This is a genomic window from Acidovorax sp. K2F, assembly GCF_025246485.1.
Lineage (GTDB): Bacteria > Pseudomonadota > Gammaproteobacteria > Burkholderiales > Burkholderiaceae_C > Acidovorax > Acidovorax delafieldii.
The window spans coordinates 142,087-159,903 of the sequence record NZ_JAOBSQ010000055.1 but is presented as its reverse complement, the minus strand read 5'-3'; the positions used below and the strand labels follow the sequence as shown (position 1 = coordinate 159,903).

Annotated in this window: 27 protein-coding genes and 1 tRNA gene; 22 read left to right on the top strand and 6 right to left on the bottom strand. The window is 60.5% G+C overall.

The features are described 5' to 3' along the window. Positions 1–109: 109 nt before the first annotated feature. The 20 genes from N4G42_RS22145 to N4G42_RS22050 all read left to right on the top strand — a co-directional run bounded on the left by N4G42_RS22145 (position 110) and on the right by N4G42_RS22050 (position 12,775). Positions 110–1,840, top strand: a complete 1,731-nt coding sequence (locus N4G42_RS22145) for an ABC transporter substrate-binding protein (protein WP_056065378.1) — start codon at positions 110–112, stop codon at positions 1,838–1,840. Between the two features lie 188 nt (positions 1,841–2,028). Further along, the gene (locus tag N4G42_RS22140) at positions 2,029–3,621 is read left to right on the top strand and encodes a glycerol-3-phosphate dehydrogenase/oxidase (RefSeq protein WP_260668741.1); all 1,593 of its coding nucleotides are present in this window, start codon (positions 2,029–2,031) and stop codon (positions 3,619–3,621) included. Positions 3,622–3,815: 194 nt separating this feature from the next. Next, positions 3,816–4,184 carry a 50S ribosomal protein L14 gene (gene rplN / locus N4G42_RS22135; RefSeq protein WP_007861702.1) on the top strand — a complete coding sequence of 123 codons (369 nt, stop codon included), beginning with the start codon at positions 3,816–3,818 and terminating at the stop codon, positions 4,182–4,184. A 9-nt stretch (positions 4,185–4,193) separates the two neighbouring features. Further along, the gene (rplX, locus tag N4G42_RS22130) at positions 4,194–4,514 is read left to right on the top strand and encodes a 50S ribosomal protein L24 (protein ID WP_008906524.1); all 321 of its coding nucleotides are present in this window, start codon (positions 4,194–4,196) and stop codon (positions 4,512–4,514) included. A gap of 9 nt (positions 4,515–4,523) precedes the next feature. Further along, positions 4,524–5,063 (top strand): 50S ribosomal protein L5, encoded by a 540-nt coding sequence (rplE, locus tag N4G42_RS22125; protein WP_005793632.1) that lies wholly within the window; start codon positions 4,524–4,526, stop codon positions 5,061–5,063. Between the two features lie 8 nt (positions 5,064–5,071). Next, on the top strand, positions 5,072–5,377 hold the full coding sequence (gene rpsN / locus N4G42_RS22120; protein ID WP_015016017.1) for a 30S ribosomal protein S14: 306 nt from the start codon (positions 5,072–5,074) through the stop codon (positions 5,375–5,377). A gap of 20 nt (positions 5,378–5,397) precedes the next feature. Beyond that, complete coding sequence (rpsH, locus tag N4G42_RS22115) at positions 5,398–5,793, top strand: 30S ribosomal protein S8 (protein ID WP_005793636.1); 396 nt, start codon at positions 5,398–5,400, stop codon at positions 5,791–5,793. 25 nt (positions 5,794–5,818) lie between these two features. Next, positions 5,819–6,352, top strand: coding sequence for a 50S ribosomal protein L6 (gene rplF / locus N4G42_RS22110; RefSeq protein WP_056065384.1), 534 nt, complete (start codon positions 5,819–5,821; stop codon positions 6,350–6,352). An 11-nt stretch (positions 6,353–6,363) separates the two neighbouring features. Beyond that, the gene (gene rplR, locus N4G42_RS22105) at positions 6,364–6,729 is read left to right on the top strand and encodes a 50S ribosomal protein L18 (protein WP_005793639.1); all 366 of its coding nucleotides are present in this window, start codon (positions 6,364–6,366) and stop codon (positions 6,727–6,729) included. Positions 6,730–6,746: 17 nt separating this feature from the next. Next, on the top strand, positions 6,747–7,265 hold the full coding sequence (gene rpsE, locus N4G42_RS22100) for a 30S ribosomal protein S5 (protein ID WP_015016014.1): 519 nt from the start codon (positions 6,747–6,749) through the stop codon (positions 7,263–7,265). 14 nt (positions 7,266–7,279) lie between these two features. Continuing rightward, positions 7,280–7,462, top strand: a complete 183-nt coding sequence (rpmD, locus tag N4G42_RS22095) for a 50S ribosomal protein L30 (RefSeq protein ID WP_005793644.1) — start codon at positions 7,280–7,282, stop codon at positions 7,460–7,462. Positions 7,463–7,472: 10 nt separating this feature from the next. Beyond that, complete coding sequence (rplO, locus tag N4G42_RS22090) at positions 7,473–7,904, top strand: 50S ribosomal protein L15 (protein ID WP_260668740.1); 432 nt, start codon at positions 7,473–7,475, stop codon at positions 7,902–7,904. Between the two features lie 24 nt (positions 7,905–7,928). After that, entirely contained in the window at positions 7,929–9,248 is a 1,320-nt protein-coding gene (secY, locus tag N4G42_RS22085; protein ID WP_056065391.1) for a preprotein translocase subunit SecY, read from the top strand. Between the two features lie 137 nt (positions 9,249–9,385). After that, on the top strand, positions 9,386–9,499 hold the full coding sequence (gene rpmJ / locus N4G42_RS22080; RefSeq protein WP_005793651.1) for a 50S ribosomal protein L36: 114 nt from the start codon (positions 9,386–9,388) through the stop codon (positions 9,497–9,499). 23 nt (positions 9,500–9,522) lie between these two features. Next, complete coding sequence (gene rpsM / locus N4G42_RS22075) at positions 9,523–9,888, top strand: 30S ribosomal protein S13 (RefSeq protein WP_008906516.1); 366 nt, start codon at positions 9,523–9,525, stop codon at positions 9,886–9,888. A gap of 16 nt (positions 9,889–9,904) precedes the next feature. Next, entirely contained in the window at positions 9,905–10,309 is a 405-nt protein-coding gene (gene rpsK / locus N4G42_RS22070; RefSeq protein ID WP_005793662.1) for a 30S ribosomal protein S11, read from the top strand. Between the two features lie 90 nt (positions 10,310–10,399). Then, positions 10,400–11,023 (top strand): 30S ribosomal protein S4, encoded by a 624-nt coding sequence (gene rpsD / locus N4G42_RS22065; RefSeq protein WP_008906515.1) that lies wholly within the window; start codon positions 10,400–10,402, stop codon positions 11,021–11,023. Between the two features lie 113 nt (positions 11,024–11,136). Continuing rightward, on the top strand, positions 11,137–12,129 hold the full coding sequence (locus N4G42_RS22060) for a DNA-directed RNA polymerase subunit alpha (protein ID WP_005793666.1): 993 nt from the start codon (positions 11,137–11,139) through the stop codon (positions 12,127–12,129). Positions 12,130–12,283: 154 nt separating this feature from the next. After that, positions 12,284–12,676 carry a 50S ribosomal protein L17 gene (gene rplQ / locus N4G42_RS22055; RefSeq protein ID WP_008906513.1) on the top strand — a complete coding sequence of 131 codons (393 nt, stop codon included), beginning with the start codon at positions 12,284–12,286 and terminating at the stop codon, positions 12,674–12,676. A 22-nt stretch (positions 12,677–12,698) separates the two neighbouring features. Next, positions 12,699–12,775, top strand: a tRNA-Met gene (locus N4G42_RS22050). A gap of 155 nt (positions 12,776–12,930) precedes the next feature. Here the strand turns inward: N4G42_RS22050 and nhaR are convergent. Then, positions 12,931–13,827: a transcriptional activator NhaR gene (gene nhaR / locus N4G42_RS22045; protein ID WP_260668739.1), complete on the bottom strand. Its 897-nt coding sequence runs from the start codon at positions 13,825–13,827 to the stop codon at positions 12,931–12,933. Positions 13,828–13,977: 150 nt separating this feature from the next. On the opposite strand from nhaR, the gene N4G42_RS22040 reads away from it, so the two are divergent. Then, complete coding sequence (locus tag N4G42_RS22040) at positions 13,978–14,526, top strand: Rrf2 family transcriptional regulator (protein WP_056065396.1); 549 nt, start codon at positions 13,978–13,980, stop codon at positions 14,524–14,526. Positions 14,527–14,613: 87 nt separating this feature from the next. Here N4G42_RS22040 and N4G42_RS22035 read toward each other — a convergent pair whose 3' ends face one another. From N4G42_RS22035 to N4G42_RS22015, 5 genes are all read right to left on the bottom strand, one after another. Next, positions 14,614–15,207: a MarC family protein gene (locus N4G42_RS22035; RefSeq protein ID WP_015016008.1), complete on the bottom strand. Its 594-nt coding sequence runs from the start codon at positions 15,205–15,207 to the stop codon at positions 14,614–14,616. Then, a complete protein-coding gene (locus tag N4G42_RS22030; RefSeq protein WP_260668738.1) occupies positions 15,204–15,617 on the bottom strand; it encodes a VOC family protein in 414 nt (137 codons plus the stop codon). Before N4G42_RS22030 ends, N4G42_RS22035 begins: the two co-directional genes overlap by 4 nt. 51 nt (positions 15,618–15,668) lie before the next feature. Next, positions 15,669–16,043 carry a hypothetical protein gene (locus N4G42_RS22025; RefSeq protein ID WP_260668737.1) on the bottom strand — a complete coding sequence of 125 codons (375 nt, stop codon included), beginning with the start codon at positions 16,041–16,043 and terminating at the stop codon, positions 15,669–15,671. Positions 16,044–16,107: 64 nt separating this feature from the next. Next, positions 16,108–16,479 (bottom strand): TraR/DksA family transcriptional regulator, encoded by a 372-nt coding sequence (locus N4G42_RS22020; RefSeq protein ID WP_056747886.1) that lies wholly within the window; start codon positions 16,477–16,479, stop codon positions 16,108–16,110. A gap of 123 nt (positions 16,480–16,602) precedes the next feature. Beyond that, on the bottom strand, positions 16,603–17,250 hold the full coding sequence (locus N4G42_RS22015) for a glutathione S-transferase (protein ID WP_260668736.1): 648 nt from the start codon (positions 17,248–17,250) through the stop codon (positions 16,603–16,605). Positions 17,251–17,372: 122 nt separating this feature from the next. Between N4G42_RS22015 and N4G42_RS22010 the strand changes: the two genes are divergently transcribed. Next, the gene (locus tag N4G42_RS22010) at positions 17,373–17,744 is read left to right on the top strand and encodes a DUF2946 family protein (RefSeq protein WP_199170767.1); all 372 of its coding nucleotides are present in this window, start codon (positions 17,373–17,375) and stop codon (positions 17,742–17,744) included. Positions 17,745–17,817 lie beyond the last annotated feature (73 nt).

Genomic DNA, 17,817 nt, shown 5'->3' with positions numbered 1-17,817 from the left:
TTTGCAGGCAGCCTTGGTTTCAATGGTTCCCGTCGCGCGGCTCAACCCTTCCCCGGAGCCGCGTGACCCTTGCATCCAAAGGGGAGATGACTATGAGGAGACAGGCACTATGAAGACGCGGTACACAGCGCTGGCACTGGCAGTGGCGGTCATGACGGGTCAGGCCGCCATGGCGGGCGAGGCGGAGGCCAAAAAATGGATCGACACCGAGTTCCAGCCCTCCACGCTGAGCAAAGACCAGCAGATGGCCGAAATGAAGTGGTTCATGGACGCGGCCAAGAAGCTGCAGGCCAAGGGTGTGAAGGAAATCTCGGTGGTGTCCGAGACCATCACCACCCACGAATACGAATCCAAGACGCTCGCCAAGGCGTTTGAGGAAATCACTGGCATCAAGGTCAAGCACGACCTGATCCAGGAAGGCGACGTGGTAGAGAAGCTGCAGACCTCCATGCAGTCGGGCAAGTCCATCTATGACGGCTGGATCTCGGACTCGGACCTGATCGGAACGCACTACCGCTACGGCAAGATCATGAACCTGACCGACTACATGGGCGGTGCAGGCAAGGAGTGGACCAACCCCGGCATCGACATCAAGGACTACATCGGCACCAAGTTCACGACCGGGCCAGACGGCAAGCTGTACCAGTTGCCCGACCAGCAGTTCGCCAACCTGTACTGGTTCCGCGCCGACCTGTTCGACCGCAAGGACATCAAGGACAAGTTCAAGGCCAAGTATGGCTACGACCTGGGTGTGCCGCTCAACTGGAGCGCCTATGAGGACATCGCCGAGTTCTTCACCAACGACGTGAAGAACATCGATGGCAAGCCCATCTATGGCCACATGGACTATGGCAAGAAGGACCCCTCCCTGGGCTGGCGTTTCACCGATGCCTGGCTGTCCATGGCGGGCTCTGCCGACATCGGCGCACCCAACGGCCTGCCGATTGACGAATGGGGCATCCGCGTGGCGGATGACAAGTGCACTCCCGTGGGCGCCAGCGTGGCCCGTGGCGGTGCGACCAACTCGCCCGCAGCCGTGTATGCGCTGACCAAGTACGTGGACTGGATGAAGAAGTACGCGCCCAAGGAAGCCACGGGCATGACCTTCGGCGAAGCCGGCCCCGTGCCCGCACAAGGTCAGATCGCGCAGCAGATCTTCTGGTACACCGCCTTCACGGCCGACATGACCAAGCCCGGCCTGCCCGTGGTGAACGCCGACGGCACCCCCAAATGGCGCATGGCCCCCGGCCCCAACGGCCCCTACTGGAAGCAGGGCATGCAGAACGGCTACCAGGACGTGGGCTCCTGGACCTTCTTCAAGGACCATGACGCCAACAAGACGGCTGCCGCCTGGCTGTACGCCCAGTTCGTGACGGCCAAGACCACGTCGCTCAAGAAAACGCTGACGGGCCTTACCCCGATCCGCGAGAGCGACATCCAGTCCAAGGCCATGACGGACGCCGCGCCCAAGCTCGGTGGCCTGGTCGAGTTCTATCGCAGCCCGGCGCGCGTGGCATGGTCGCCTACCGGCACCAATGTGCCCGACTACCCCAAGCTGGCCCAGTTGTGGTGGAAGAACGTGGCGCAGGCGGTCACGGGCGAGAAGACTCCCCAGGGCGCCATGGACACCTTGGCCGACGAGATGGACCAGGTGATGGCCCGCCTGGAACGCGCAGGCATGGCCCACTGCGCGCCCAAGCTCAACCCCAAGAGCGACCCCAACAAGTGGCTGAGCGACAAGCAGGCCCCCTGGAAGAAGCTGGCCAATGAGAAGCCAAAGGGCGAAACCATTGCCTACGACAAGTTGCTGCAGGCGTGGAAGGACGGCAAGACGCGCTGATCCACAGATCAAGGTGTGGTTGTAACCACCATTGATCGGCAGCCAGGGCTCACAAGGTCTCTGGCTGCCTTTTTTGCTCGATACTGCCCTCGGCACCTGTGCGGCTGCGGGGCGGGTTCTCACCCCGGGAGTGTCAGGAATTCAAGGGTAAACCCTTGGTTTCTACTCCGCCCATGGACAATCACCCCATGACCATTGCCTCCGCACCCCTTCCTACACGGCGCGCCGACCTCCTGGCCCGCCTCGCCCAGCCGCAGCAGTATGACCTCGCCGTGATCGGCGGTGGCGCGACGGGCCTGGGGGTAGCGCTGGATGCCGCGGCGCGCGGCTTCAGCGTCGTGCTGGTGGATTCACACGATTTCGCCAAAGGAACCTCGTCCCGGGCCACCAAGCTGGTGCATGGCGGGGTCCGTTACCTGGCCCAGGGCAACATCGCGTTGGTGCGCGAGGCGCTGCATGAACGCACCACGCTGCTGCACAACGCGCCCCATCTGGCGCAACCGCTGCCCTTTGTGATGCCGTCTTACCGTTTTTGGGAAACGCCCTTCTATGGCATCGGGCTGATGATGTATGACGCGCTTGCAGGCAAGGCTGGCCTGGGCCCTACGGAGTTTCTGGGGCGCGCTCGCACCCTGCAATGTCTGCCCACCGCCCGTACCGAGGGGCTCAAGGGCAGTGTCAAATATTGGGACGGCCAGTTCGATGACGCTCGCCTGGCCTTGGCGCTGGCGCGCACGGCCGCCAGCCTGGGCGCTTTGGTTGTCAATTACTGTCCCGCACGGTCGCTGGTTCACGAGGCTGGCAAGGTCGTGGGTTTTGTCTGCGAGGACGCGGACAGCGGCCAGCAATTCACGGTGCGCGCTCGGTCGGTGGTCAACGCCACGGGCGTGTGGGTGGACACCCTGCGCCAGATGGACGGCGAAGCCATCGGTCGGCCTGTCAAGCCCATGGTGGCGCCCAGCCAGGGGGTGCACATTGTGGTGGACCGGGAGTTCTTGCCGTCCGACCACGCGCTGATGGTGCCCAAGACGGCCGATGGCCGCGTGCTGTTTGCGGTGCCTTGGCTGGGCAAACTCATTCTGGGCACCACCGACAGCCCGCGCCAGGATGTGGTGCGCGAGCCTGAGCCCTTCCGGGAGGAAGTGCGGTTCATCCTGGAGGAATCCGCGCGCTACCTGACCCGCGCGCCCCGCGTCGAGGACATCCGTAGCATCTGGGTGGGCTTGCGTCCGCTGGTCAAGCCGCAGGACGACGACGGCGACAACACCAAGAAGATCAGCCGGGAGCACACCGTGCTGGCCAGCCGCAGTGGCCTGATCACCGTGACGGGTGGAAAATGGACCACCTACCGGGCAATGGCCGAAGATGTGTTGCAAAAATGCTTCACCACGGGGCTGTTGCCTGAAAAACCAGCTGGGGTGACCAATCATCTGCCGTTGGTGGGAACTCCTCGGGAGCCCGTACAGCACCGCATCAGCGATGCCCAAGGACTGCACTCCTACGGCACGGAAGCGGCTGAGGTGCGGGCAATGCCCGGAGCGCAGACGGATCTCGGGGGCGGCCTGACGGAGGCAATGGTGCGCTTTGCGGCCCGCTACGAATACGCCTGTACGGTGGAAGATGTGCTGGCGCGGCGTTCGCGTCTGCTGTTCCTGGATGCCCGCAAGGCGATTGAGCTGGCGCCGGTTGTCGCAGGCCTCCTGCGCGAGGAGCTAGGCGCCGATCCGCAACTGGAGGCCTTTCTGGCCTTGGCGCAACAGTATCTGCATGTGCCCACATAACACGCGCTTGACTTCCTAAAAGTCTTTTGCAATAATCGAGGGCTTCGCGTTTCATACGTGAAGTTTCTGCCCAGCGGGAAGTGCTGCAAATGGTTTGCGGTGCGGACGACGGGCCCAAGACTGACTGGCTGATTTGCAGCCCTTGAGAAGTTCTCTGGGGCTGTTGTCTTCTGGTGCAAGTTGGGAATATTGAAATGATCCAGACAGAATCTCGGTTAGAGGTTGCCGACAATACCGGCGCCAAGTCCGTCCTTTGCATCAAGGTGCTGGGTGGCTCGAAGCGTCGCTATGCAAGCGTTGGCGACATCATCAAGGTGAGCATCAAAGAAGCCGCTCCACGTGGCCGCGTCAAAAAAGGCGAGGTTTACAGCGCAGTGGTGGTTCGCACGGCGAAGGGTATTCGTCGCGGCGACGGTTCGCTCGTCAAATTCGACGGCAACGCAGCAGTGTTGCTGAATGCAAAGTTGGAGCCCATTGGCACCCGCATCTTTGGACCCGTGACGCGTGAACTGCGTACCGAGAAGTTCATGAAGATCGTGTCCCTGGCTCCTGAAGTTCTCTAAGGACGCGCCATGAACAAGATTCGCAAGGGCGACGAAGTCATCGTGCTGACCGGCCGTGACAAGGGCAAGCGTGGCACTGTGTCGCTGCGCAAGGATGACTCTCACCTCGTCATCGACGGTATCAACCTGGTCAAGAAGCACGCCAAGCCAAACCCTATGAAGGGTACGACGGGTGGCATCATCGAAAAGGCCATGCCAATTCACCAGTCCAACGTGGCCATCTTCAATGCCGCTACTGGCAAAGCTGATCGCGTGGGCATCAAGGTGCAGGCTGACGGCACGCGCGTTCGCGTGTTCAAGTCCAGCGGCGCTGAAATCAAGGCGGCCTAAGGGGTAAACATGGCACGACTCCAAGAAATTTACCGCGACAAGATCGCTCCCGAGCTGACCAAGCAGTTCGGTTACACCTCGCCGATGCAGGTTCCCCGTCTGACCAAGATCACGCTGAACATGGGCGTGAGCGAAGCAGTCTCGGACAAGAAGGTGATGGACAACGCTGTGGCCGATCTGACCAAGATTGCTGGTCAGAAGCCTGTGGTGACCAAGGCCAAGAAGGCTATCGCTGGTTTCAAGATCCGCGAAGGTCAGGCCATTGGCTGTATGGTCACGCTGCGTGGTGTGCAGATGTATGAGTTCCTGGATCGTTTCGTGACCGTGGCGCTGCCCCGCGTTCGTGACTTCCGTGGTATCTCCGGTCGCGCCTTCGATGGCCGTGGCAACTACAACATCGGCGTCAAAGAGCAGATCATTTTCCCTGAAATTGAGTACGACAAGGTTGACGCCCTGCGCGGTCTCAATATCAGCATCACCACGACGGCCAAGTCCGACGAAGAAGCCAAGGCGCTTCTCGCTGGTTTCCGTTTCCCGTTCAAGAACTGAGGCGAAGCATGGCTAAAGTAGCTTTGATCCAGCGCGAACTGAAGCGCGAAAAACTGGCAGCCAAGTACGCAACCAAGTATGCGGAACTGAAGGCAATCGCTGGCGATGCCAAGCGCAGCGACGAAGAGCGTGATGCAGCCCGCCTGGGCCTGCAAAAGCTCCCGCGCAACGCAAACCCCACACGTCAGCGTAACCGTTGCGAAATCACCGGTCGTCCACGTGGCACCTTCCGTCAATTCGGTCTGGCTCGCGCCAAGATCCGCGAACTGGCTTTCAATGGCGACATCCCAGGTGTCACCAAGGCCAGCTGGTAAGCAGGCAGGAGAGATTAAACATGAGCATGAGTGATCCCATCGCTGACTTGCTGACCCGCATCCGTAATGCACAGATGGTCTCCAAGGCCACGGTTCTGGTGCCATCTTCCAAAGTGAAGATCGCCATCGCCCAGGTGCTGAAGGACGAAGGTTATATCGACGGCTTCCAGGTCAAGACCGAAGCTGGCAAGTCCGAACTCGAAATTGCCCTGAAGTATTACGCAGGCCGTCCAGTGATTGAGCGCATCGAGCGCGTCAGCCGCCCTGGTCTGCGTGTCTACAAAGGCCGTGATTCCATTCCACAAGTCATGAACGGTCTGGGTGTGGCAATTGTCACAACGCCCAAGGGCGTGATGACCGATCGCAAGGCGCGCGCTACCGGTGTCGGTGGCGAAGTGCTCTGCTACGTGGCCTAACCCGCGGCATTGAGGAGAAACTGAAATGTCCCGAGTAGGAAAAATGCCCGTGACCATCCCCGCAGGTGTGGATGTGTCCGTGAAGAGTGACCAGATCTCCGTGAAGGGTTCTGGCGGCACCCTGTCGCTGGCGCAAAACGCGCTGGTGAAGGTGTCCAGCAATGAAGGCAAGCTCAGCTTTGAGCCTGCCAATGATTCCCGCGAAGCCAATGCCATGAGCGGCACGATTCGCCAGTTGGTCAACAACATGGTGGTCGGCGTCAGCAAGGGTTTCGAAAAGAAGCTGAGCTTGGTAGGCGTGGGTTACAAGGCTGCTGCAGCCGGTTCCAAGCTGAACCTGGCCGTTGGCTATTCGCACCCGGTCAACATCGAGATGCCCGCTGGTATCACGGTTGCCACCCCTACCCCCACGGAAGTGGTGATCAAGGGTGCTGATCGTCAACGCGTCGGTCAGATCGCCGCTGAGATCCGTGCTGTTCGTCCACCCGAGCCCTACAAGGGCAAGGGCATCCGCTACGCGGACGAAAAGATCACGATCAAAGAGACCAAGAAGAAATAAGGAGCTGCAACATGTTGACCAAGAAAGAGCAGCGTCTTCGTCGTTCGCGCCAGACCCGCATCCGCATTGCACAGCAAGGCGTGGCGCGTCTGACCGTGAACCGTACGAACCTCCATATCTACGCCAGTGTGATCTCCGGCGACGGCAGCAAGGTGCTGGCAAGCGCTTCGACGGCAGAAGCCGACGTGCGCAAGTCGCTCGGCGGTTCGGGCAAGGGTGGCAATGCCGCTGCAGCCCAGATCATCGGCAAGCGTATCGCTGAAAAGGCGAAAGCTGCAGGTGTCGAGAAGGTTGCATTTGATCGCGCAGGCTTTGCTTACCACGGTCGCGTCAAGGCTTTGGCCGACGCAGCCCGTGAAGCCGGCCTGCAGTTCTAAGCGGAGCGGAATAAAAAATGGCTAAATTTCAACCCAAAGTGCAAGACGAAGGTCGTGACGACGGTCTGCGCGAAAAAATGATCGCGGTCAACCGCGTGACCAAAGTCGTGAAGGGTGGCCGTATTCTCGGTTTCGCCGCACTGACTGTGGTTGGCGACGGTGATGGCCGCGTGGGCATGGGTAAGGGCAAGTCCAAGGAAGTGCCTGCTGCTGTGCAAAAGGCGATGGAAGAAGCCCGCCGCAACATGGTCAAGGTGTCCCTGAAGAACGGCACCATCTATCACAACGTGACCGGCCACCATGGCGCGGCGGTGGTGATGATGGCTCCCGCACCCAAGGGTACCGGTATCATCGCTGGTGGTCCTATGCGCGCAGTCTTTGAAGTACTGGGTGTGACCGACATCGTGGCCAAGAGCCATGGTTCGTCCAACCCCTACAACATGGTCCGTGCTACCTTTGACGCGCTCGTCAATTCGACGACTCCGTCGAACGTTGCAGCCAAGCGCGGCAAGACAGTCGAAGACATCTTCGCCTGAACCGGAGCCTGAATATGACAACGCAACAAACCGTCAAGATTCAATTGGTGCGCAGCCCGATCGGCACCAAGGAATCGCACCGCGCCACCGTCCGTGGCCTGGGTCTGCGCAAGCTGAACAGCGTCAGCGAATTGAAGGATTCGCCCGAAGTTCGCGGCATGATTAACAAGATCAGCTACCTGGTCAAAATCGTCTGAGAGATAGATCATGGAACTCAATAGCATCAAGCCCGCAGACGGCGCCAAGCATGCCAAGCGCCGCGTAGGCCGTGGTATCGGCTCCGGCCTGGGCAAGACCGCTGGCCGTGGTCACAAGGGCCAAAAGTCCCGCTCTGGTGGCTACCACAAGGTGGGCTTCGAAGGCGGTCAAATGCCGCTGCAACGTCGCTTGCCCAAGCGCGGCTTCAAGTCGCACCTGCTCAAGTTCAATGCAGAAGTTACGCTGACGGCGCTGGACCAACTTGGCCTGGCCGAAGTGGATGTGCTGGCACTGAAGCAAGCTGGCCTGGTGGGCGAGCTGGTCAAGGTGGTCAAGGTTATCAAGAGCGGTTCCCTGAGCAAGGCAGTCAAGCTGTCTGGCGTGGGTGCTACGGCTGGTGCCAAGGCAGCCATCGAAGCTGCTGGCGGCAGCGTCGCCTGAGTGTGGCACTGAAGGAAGGCATCTGTGGCTACTAGCGCGGCTCAAATTGCAAAGACCGGAAAATTCGGCGACCTGCGTCGTCGTCTGGTTTTTCTGTTGCTGGCGCTGGTCGTATACCGCATCGGGGCTCATATCCCTGTGCCTGGTATCGATCCAGCCCAACTTCAGCAGCTGTTCAGTGGCCAGCAGGGCGGCATCCTGAACCTGTTCAACATGTTTTCGGGTGGCGCGCTGTCGCGTTTCACAGTGTTCGCACTGGGGATCATGCCGTACATCTCTGCATCGATCATCATGCAGCTGATGACCTATGTGCTGCCTGCGTTTGAGCAGTTGAAGAAGGAAGGCGAAGCTGGTCGCCGAAAGATCACGCAATACACCCGTTACGGAACCCTGGGCCTGGCCCTGTTCCAGTCTCTGGGTATTGCCGTGGCTCTCGAAAGCTCTGCTGGCTTGGTTCTGAGCCCCGGTTTTGGCTTCCGCCTGACTGCGGTGGTCAGTTTGACGGCCGGAACCATGTTTCTGATGTGGTTGGGTGAGCAGATCACTGAGCGTGGTCTGGGCAACGGGATTTCGATCCTGATCTTCGGTGGTATCGCCGCCGGGTTGCCCAGTTCGATCGGTGGTCTTCTGGAGCTGGTTCGTACTGGCGCGATGAGCATCCTGGCAGCCATCTTCATCGTTATCGTGGTGGGTCTGGTGACTTACTTCGTGGTGTTTGTGGAGCGTGGTCAGCGCAAGATCCTGGTGAACTATGCACGGCGACAAGTCGGCAACAAGGTGTATGGCGGTCAATCGTCGCACTTGCCCTTGAAGCTGAACATGGCGGGTGTGATTCCTCCGATCTTCGCGTCGTCGATCATCTTGCTGCCTGCGACTGTGGTGAACTGGTTCAGTGCTGGTGAATCGATGCGTTGGCTCAAGGACATCTCGGGTGCACTGACTCCAGGTCAGCCCATCTATGTGATGTTCTATGCCGCTGCGATCATCTTCTTCTGCTTCTTCTACACGGCGTTGGTGTTCAACAGCCGCGAGACAGCAGATAACCTGAAGAAGAGTGGCGCGTTCATCCCAGGCATTCGTCCCGGTGAACAAACTGCGCGTTACATCGACAAGATCCTGGTTCGCCTGACCTTGGCCGGTGCCGTGTACATCACCTTCGTGTGTCTGTTGCCGGAATTTCTGATCCTGAAGTACAACGTACCGTTTTACTTTGGCGGAACTTCCCTGCTGATCATCGTGGTGGTGACCATGGACTTCATGGCCCAGGTCCAGAACTACATGATGTCGCAACAGTACGAATCGCTGCTCAAGAAGGCGAACTTCAAAGGCAGTGCAGGCGGTTGACATCACGAGGGCAGCGCCCAGCGCTGCCTGCAAAGAGTTGGATATCGGTTGAGTTGGCGCCCCACGATTTTTCGCGGGCACAAATTGTGTTCCGTGCGAAGCAGCCGGGACGGATGGAAAAGTTTTAGGAGAATGCAATGAGAGTTTCGGCTTCGGTCAAAAAAATCTGCCGCAACTGCAAGATCATCCGCCGCAAGGGTGTGGTGCGCGTGATCTGCACGGATCTGCGTCACAAGCAGCGCCAAGGTTGATTGGAAAGTATTAGAGGACGCATATGGCACGTATCGCTGGCATTAACATTCCGCCGCACAAGCACGCGGAAATCGGTTTGACCGCCATTTTTGGCATTGGTCGCACCCGCGCTCGCAAGATCTGCGAAGCAACTGGTATCGCTTACTCCAAGAAGATCAAGGATCTGACGGACGGCGATCTGGAAAAAATTCGCGAGCAAATCGAGCAGTTCACCATTGAAGGTGACCTGCGCCGCGAAACCACGATGAACATCAAGCGTTTGATGGACATCGGCTGCTATCGTGGCTTCCGCCATCGCCGCGGTCTGCCAATGCGTGGTCAGCGCACCCGTACCAATGCTCGCACTCGCAAGGGTCCGCGCAAGGGTGCAGCTGCACTGAAGAAATAAAGATTGAAAGATCATCATGGCTAAGTCTCCTGCCAATAACGCAGCTCAGCGCGTTCGCAAGAAGGTCCGGAAGAATGTTTCGGACGGCATTGCACACGTGCACGCCTCGTTCAACAACACCATCATCACGATCACTGACCGTCAGGGCAATGCTCTGTCGTGGGCTTCGTCCGGTGGCCAAGGTTTCAAGGGTTCGCGCAAGTCCACCCCATTCGCAGCCCAGGTGGCTTCGGAAGTGGCCGGTCGCGCTGCCATCGATCAAGGTATCAAGAACCTTGACGTTGAAATCAAGGGCCCAGGTCCTGGTCGTGAGTCTTCGGTGCGCGCATTGGGCGCACTGGGCATCCGTATCACATCGATCTCCGATGTGACCCCGGTGCCACACAACGGCTGCCGCCCTCAAAAGCGCCGTCGTATCTAATCTCTCTAAGCCCACCGCCGCCTGTGAACGCGCAAGCGCCTCAGGCGGCTCCCGCAATGGTTTGCGGTAGATGACACAAAGGAAGCTCAAGTGGCACGTTACCTCGGCCCCAAGGCCAAACTCTCCCGCCGTGAAGGCACTGACCTGTTCCTGAAGAGCGCACGCCGCTCGATCGCTGACAAGTCCAAGTTCGACTCCAAGCCTGGTCAGCACGGCCGCACCTCGGGTGCCCGCACTTCTGACTACGGTCTGCAACTGCGTGAAAAGCAGAAGGTCAAGCGCATGTACGGCGTGCTGGAAAAGCAATTCCGCCGTTACTTCGAAGCCGCCGAAGGCAAGAAGGGCAACACTGGCGCCAATCTGCTGTTCCTGTTGGAGTCCCGTCTCGACAACGTCGTGTACCGCATGGGTTTCGGCTCCACTCGCGCTGAAGCGCGCCAGCTGGTGTCGCACAAGGCGATCACCGTGAACGGCAAGTCCGTGAACATTGCTTCGTACCTCGTGAAGACGGGTGACGTGGTGGCTGTGCGTGAAAAGTCCAAGAAGCAAAATCGCGTGGTGGAAGCCCTGCAACTGGCAGCTCAAGTGGGCATGCCCGCATGGGTGGAAGTGAATGCCGAGAAGGCAGAAGGCATCTTCAAGAAGGTGCCAGACCGTGATGAGTTTGGCGCCGACATCAACGAATCGCTGATCGTTGAGTTGTACTCGCGCTAATCGGTCGAGTACGTAATTCAAGAAAACCGTCCCTGAACCGCGAGGCATCGCGGTTTAGGCGCTTCACCAGCCTTACCGGTGTAACGAGCTGGGGGTATTGAGAGGAAGTCTGAATGCAAACCAATTTGCTGAAACCCAAGGCGATCAATGTCGAGCAGCTTGGCCACAACCGTGCCAAGGTCGCACTGGAGCCGTTCGAGCGTGGGTACGGCCACACGCTGGGCAACGCCATTCGGCGCGTCCTGCTCTCGTCCATGGTGGGTTACGCAGCGACGGAAGTCACCATTGCAGGCGTTCTGCACGAGTATTCGTCTATTGACGGTGTTCAAGAGGATGTAGTCAATATCCTGCTGAACCTCAAGGGTGTGGTGTTCAAGCTCCATAACCGTGATGAAGTGACGTTGAGCCTGCGCAAAGATGGCGAAGGTGTGGTCACTGCCCGTGACATCCAGACCCCTCACGACGTGGAAATCGTCAACCCTGATCACGTGATCGCCAACCTGTCTGCCGGCGGGAAGCTGGACATGCAGATCAAGGTAGAGAAGGGTCGCGGCTATGTGCCCGGCAATCTGCGCCGCTATGCCGACGAGTCGACCAAGTCGATTGGCCGCATCGTGCTGGACGCGTCGTTCTCCCCCGTGAAGCGTGTGAGCTACACCGTGGAAAGCGCCCGTGTGGAGCAGCGTACCGACTTGGACAAGCTGGTGGTCGAGATCGAGACCAACGGCGCGATCACTGCCGAAGATGCCGTGCGGGCATCTGCCAAGATCCTGGTGGAACAGCTGGCGGTATTCGCGCAGCTGGAAGGCGGCGAGCTGGCTGCGTTCGACGCACCCGCAGGCCCACGTGGCAATGCAACGTTCGATCCGATCCTGCTGCGTCCTGTGGACGAGCTGGAACTGACCGTGCGTTCTGCCAACTGCCTGAAGGCGGAGAACATCTACTACATCGGTGATCTGATTCAGCGCACCGAGAACGAGCTGCTCAAGACGCCTAACCTCGGCCGCAAGTCGCTCAACGAAATCAAGGAAGTGCTGGCATCGCGTGGCCTCACCTTGGGCATGAAGCTTGAGAACTGGCCGCCAGCAGGTCTGGACAAGCGTTAAGCCAAAGCTATAATCGAAGGCTGCCCAAATTTTGGGCGCCCGGTTTGATGTCCCCCGCAAGGGGGACTTTTCGTTCCCTCCGGGGAACAGTGCCTCGGACAGTACCTGATACGGCTGCCTGATTTAATTACATAGACAGTAGAAAGAAAGCACCATGCGCCACGGACACGGCCTTCGCAAACTCAACCGCACCAGCTCGCACCGCCTCGCGATGCTGCAGAACATGATGAACTCGCTCATCGAGCACGAAGTCATCAAGACCACCGTCCCCAAGGCCAAGGAACTGCGCCGCGTGATCGAGCCCATGATCACCTTGGCCAAGGAAGATTCTGTCGCCAACCGCCGCCTGGCATTCAACCGTCTGCGTGACCGTGACAGCGTGACCAAGCTGTTCAACGACCTGGGCCCGCGTTTCAAGGTGCGTCCTGGCGGTTACACCCGCATTCTGAAGATGGGCTTCCGCGTGGGCGACAATGCGCCTATGGCCCTGGTCGAATTGGTCGATCGTGCTGCAGAAACCGAAAATAATTCGGCAGCAGCTGAATAATAGGGTATAATTTATTTCTTATCGCGCGATGGAGCAGTCTGGTAGCTCGTTGGGCTCATAACCCAAAGGTCGGAGGTTCAAATCCTTCTCGCGCAACCAAAAAATAGCAAGCATTGCTAAAACAAAACGCCCACTTAACAGTGGGCGTTTTTGTTTGTGCTCTCACTCGTTGCTTGTGCTCCATGAGGGCGCGAGCTGGCGTGTTGATGACAACTTGTTCCTCCTGCGCAGAGTGCCATCGCGCTCCTGCCGGCTCAATGAGCGAACAGATCTGCCTTGGCGGCCTTGGTGATGGCCACCACACAGGGGTGCGTAATGCGCCTTTCAATGGAGATCGCAAAGAATTCCTCCACCAAGTCTGAGGAGCGGCCGATAACCTCCACGCCAAACTGAGCAGTGGTCTCCTCTTCCAGCACGGAGGGGGATGTGAAGATGCCCCGGCCTTCACGCCCAAACGCATTCATCAACGCGCTGTCGTCAAACTCGCCGACGAGACGGGGTTGCAGGTGGTGCTTGTTCAGCCAGTGGTCGAGTTGCTGGCGAACGGACGACATGGGGCCTTGGATGAGCATGGGCGCGCCATGCAGGCACTGGGGGAACGGCCCCTCCAACTGCGCCCGCAGGGCGGGGGCGCACAGAAAACTCATGCTGCTGGTGCCCAGTGGGTGGTTGAAGGCTTTGACGCCGATCTTGTTGGAAACAGGCTCGTCTACCAACACCAGGTCCAGCCGGTGCAGGCTCAACTGCGCAATCAATTCGGGAAACTTGCCCTCATGGCAGGTCATGTGCACGCGCTGCGGCATGCCCAGTGCGGGTTCCAGCAGGTGGTAGGCCACCGACTTGGCTACCGAGTCGGCCACCCCCACGCGGAATTCCAGCGGCTTCTCTTGTCCACGCGCCAGCCGGATGGATTTTTCCAGCTCGTCGCCCAGCGCGAAGATCTGTTCGGCATATCCCAGGGCCACACGCCCCTCACTGGTCAGCTCCAGTCCCCGTCCCCTTTTCCGGAACAGGTCGTGGCCCAGCCATTCTTCCAGCTGCTTGATCTGGCCGGACAGTGTTTGCGGAGTGGTGTTGAGCTGCTCACCGGCCCGCATTACACCGCCAGCCTTGGCAACCGTCCAGAAATAGCGCAGGTGCTTGAAGTTCATACTGCCCAAATGCTTCGCATAAATCGAAGAATAAAACTCAATAAAACGAATATACGCGAAGTATGAAATTCTCTACATTGACGTTTGGCAGCTTCCGTGGCGATCTGCGCTGCGGCCTGGAGCTGCCTGTGTTCACAAGGAGTAGCAACGATGCGTATCACGACCCGAGGACAGCTGGCGGTGTCCGCCATGACCGACCTGGCCCTGCGCCAGAAGATGCGGCCCGTGCCCTTGTCCACCATCAGCGCACGGCAGGGGATTTCTCTGTCTTACCTTGAACAGCTGTTCAGCGCACTGCGCCGCGCCGGCTTGGTAGACAGTACCCGAGGGCCCGGTGGCGGCTATACCCTGGCGCGGCAAGCGGAGCAGGTATCGGTGGCTGAAATCATCCTGGCGGTAGAAAACCTCAAGACCGACGAGCTGCAGAACCTGGGGCCCAGTCAGGCCGCCCAGGTCAAATCCATGACGGGAGAACTGTGGACCAGCTTCAACTCCCGGGTGATGGAGTACCTGCAGTCGGTGACGCTTCAGGACCTTGTCACCCAGGCGCTGGAGCAGGGCACGGTCGTGGAAGAGAAGGCTCCTGCTGCGCGGGCCAAGCTGCCGCTGGCACCCAAGCCTCGCCCTTTGATGGCGCGGGTCAACGTGCCCAACTCGGTGTTTGCTCTGGGGACCATGCCGATCCTGCAGCGTCGCTGAAGGAAGCGGCCGCGATACGGTGCTGCGGGGCGCTGTGAACGGCGCCACGCACACACGAGGGCCGTGGCCAGCGGCTCCTGGCGAGGGCTACAGCTGGTGCGCCAGCTGCTTGATTCCTCGGATCAGCATCTCCACCGAGATCGCGACCAGGATCAGGCCCATCAGGCGTTCAAACGCCATCACCACGCGTTCGCCCACCAGGCGCTGGATGCGTTCGGCCAGCAGCAACACCACGGCACATACGGCCATGGTGACGCACAGTGCGCCCACCCATTCCCATCGCCGCTCGGGGGCCTGGGCCACCAGCAGCATCACCGTGGCCAGCGCCGAAGGGCCTGCCAGCGCGGGGATGGCCAGCGGCACGATCAGCGGCTCGCCCGGTAGCTCCGCCTGTGGTCCGTCCGCCGACGGAAAGATCATGCGCAGTGCGATCAGAAACAACACCACGGCGCCGGCAATCTGCAGCGACAAGTCGCTCAAATTCATGACCCGCAGGAACTCCGCTCCGAAGAACAGGAACACCAGCAGCAGTGCAAACGCAATGAGCACCTCCCGCAGGATCACCCGCGCCCGGCGCTCGGGCGCCACGCCCCGCAGGGCATTGGCAAAGATGGGGATGTTGCCCAGCGGATCGGTGATCAGCAGGAGCAGGATGGTGGCCGACGCGAAGGTGTAGCTCACGTTGCGTACACCGCGTCCAGCGAGCGAAAGCCCTTGATCTCGATTGGATTGCCGCTGGGGTCGTGGAAGAACATCGTCCACTGTTCGCCCGGCTGGCCTTCAAAACGCACCTGCGGCTCCAGCACGAAGGCGGTGTCGGCGGCCTTCAGTCGTGCGGCCAGCGCATGCCAGTCGGGTAACTCCAGGATGGCGCCGAAGTGCGGCATGGGCACCATATGGTCTCCCACGTGCCCGGTGCGGGCGCTGGCAAACGGCGTGCCCAGATGCAACGAGATCTGGTGGCCGAAAAAGTCGAAGTCCACCCAGGTGTCGGTGCTTCGGCCCTCCAGGCAGCCCAGCACGCCGCCGTAAAAGCGCCGTGCGGCATCCAGGTCGGTGACGTGAAAGGCGAGGTGAAAGAGGCTGCGCATCCCGCAGAGGATAGCAGCCAGTGCCACGCCTTGGCGTGGCCTGCAGGCCGGTCAGGCGACCGACGGATCGGCGGCCATGTTGTCAAACTTCTTGAAATACTGGCGCGCCATGGCCACCAGCTGGGCGTCTGTCGGGTGGTCTGCGGCCACCGAGTCCACCACCACGCCGGCCACGGCCGCATGGTGTTTGGCGGCCCAGTCGCGGAACTGGTTGCGCACCAGGCCGGGGCCGGCCAGCAGCACCTCGCGGGTGTCGGTCAGTGTCTGGGCGATATCGGAAAAAAACGGCGCGAGGTCGTCAGCCTTGCCCTGGTGCTTGTGGTGGCTGCGGGACTTGATGCGCTGGGCTTCCGCGTGTTCGCGATCGAACATCACCACATGGGCTTCGGATTGGTCCATCCAGACAACGGCGTGAAAAGTGCTCATGAATCGGCTTTCTTAAAGGAGTGACAAAAAACGGGAAGGAAGTAGCCTGAGTGCGTGCGTTCGCTCATGCCGCCCGCCGGTGTTGCTCGGCCTTTTCCTGGCAATGCACACAGCGTGCGGCCTCGGGCGTGGCGTGCAGGCGGGCGGCGGTGATGTGGGTGCCGCAATCCGTGCACTCGCCGTAGGTGCCGGCTTCGATGCGGGCCAGGGCGGCCTCGACAGCCGCCAGGTGTGCTGTCTCGCGTTCGTCCAGGGCAAATTCGAGCTCGCGTTCGGTGGCAACCTGGGCACGCGGGTCTTCCGGTTGTCCGAAGTGGTCGGCGGCGGCCTCGGCGCGGCCGATGACACCACCGCGCTGCGCGGCCAGCTGGGCCAGCAACTCGGATTGCTGGGCCAGTAACTGCTGGCGGAAAGGTGCGGCTTGGGTCTTGTCCATGCGGGGTCTCCTCGGGGTGATCGGATACCTGCATGGTGCGCCTGTGCGCGGCGCGCTGGGTTGACCAAGGTCAAGGGATGGCGTGCGGTGTCCCCACCCTGGTGACACCGCTGCGTGGCGGGCTCAGCGCTTGGGCGGGCGCGCCAGCATCTCGGCGGTGTTGGTCTTGCGGTCCGCGTTCACGCGCTGCACATGGGGGCGTTCGGCCATGCGGGCGAGGTAGTCGCGCACAGGCAGGTCGGCCAGGTAGTCTTTGCCGTAGATGATCTTGGTGGCGGAGCTGACCAGCGGCAGGTGAACCACGGCCGCGCAGTCGGCCATCGTGAAGGTGTCGCCGCCCACGTAGGGGCTGAACTTTGCCAACTGGCCGAAGGCGGCAATGTTCTTCTGCAGCTGTGTGCCCACCTTTTCCTTGGCGGTGTCGCTCACGGTGCCGCCAAAGAACGCCTGCGGATACAGGTTGCGTGCCACCAGCTCCAGGTGCAACTCCAGAAAGGTGATCAGCTCGCGCACCTTGGCGGCCTGGAAGGGGTCGGCCGGGATCAGCGGGTGATCGGGGTGGGCGGCTTCGATGTAGTCGGCGATCACCGCCGACTCACACAGCGCTCCCTGCGGCGTGCGCAGGTAGGGCACCTTGCCCAGCGGGCTGGCGCTGCGATCGGTCTCGCCCACCCAGGCCAGTTCTTCGGTGAACGGCAGGCCCTTTTCGAGCAGCGCAAGCTTGACCTTGTTGTAGTAGTTGCTGGCCGAAAAGCCGCAGAGTGTGAGCATGGTGTGTCTCCGATGTGTTGTAGGGGCAAACGCACATCCTAGGCCCGCACCTGGTGCGGGGCGGTCACGCAGATGACCCGTGCACTGGCTGGCGTGGACTGCGCACCTACAATGGCGCTTCCATGTCGTTGCCGTCCCTCCAAACCATCCGCAGCCTTCGCTGGCTCGCCCGCTGTGTGCTGGCGTGGTTTGTGTTGTCGATCGGCGTGGCCGTGGCGTCGCCGCTGGTGCACCCGCAGGCCATGGAGCTGATCTGCTCGGGCTCGGGCGCGATCAAGGTGCTGGTCAAGACCGACGACGGCGCCAAGGAACTGTCCAGCCACACGCTGGACTGCCCGTTGTGTGCGCACGTGGGTGCTCCACCTCCCGCGTCCCAGGCCCAGCTGCCTGTGGTCCACCCGCTGGCGCATGCCCTGCGCCCCATCCCTGCCGCGCACATTGCAGCGCGCACTGCCGCGCCGCTGCCGCCGCGCGGGCCCCCATCACTCTCCTGAAATTGCTATTGATTCGATAGCTCCTCGCGCATGATTCACATGCGCTTGCGGCCTATTTGGTTTGATTTTCAGG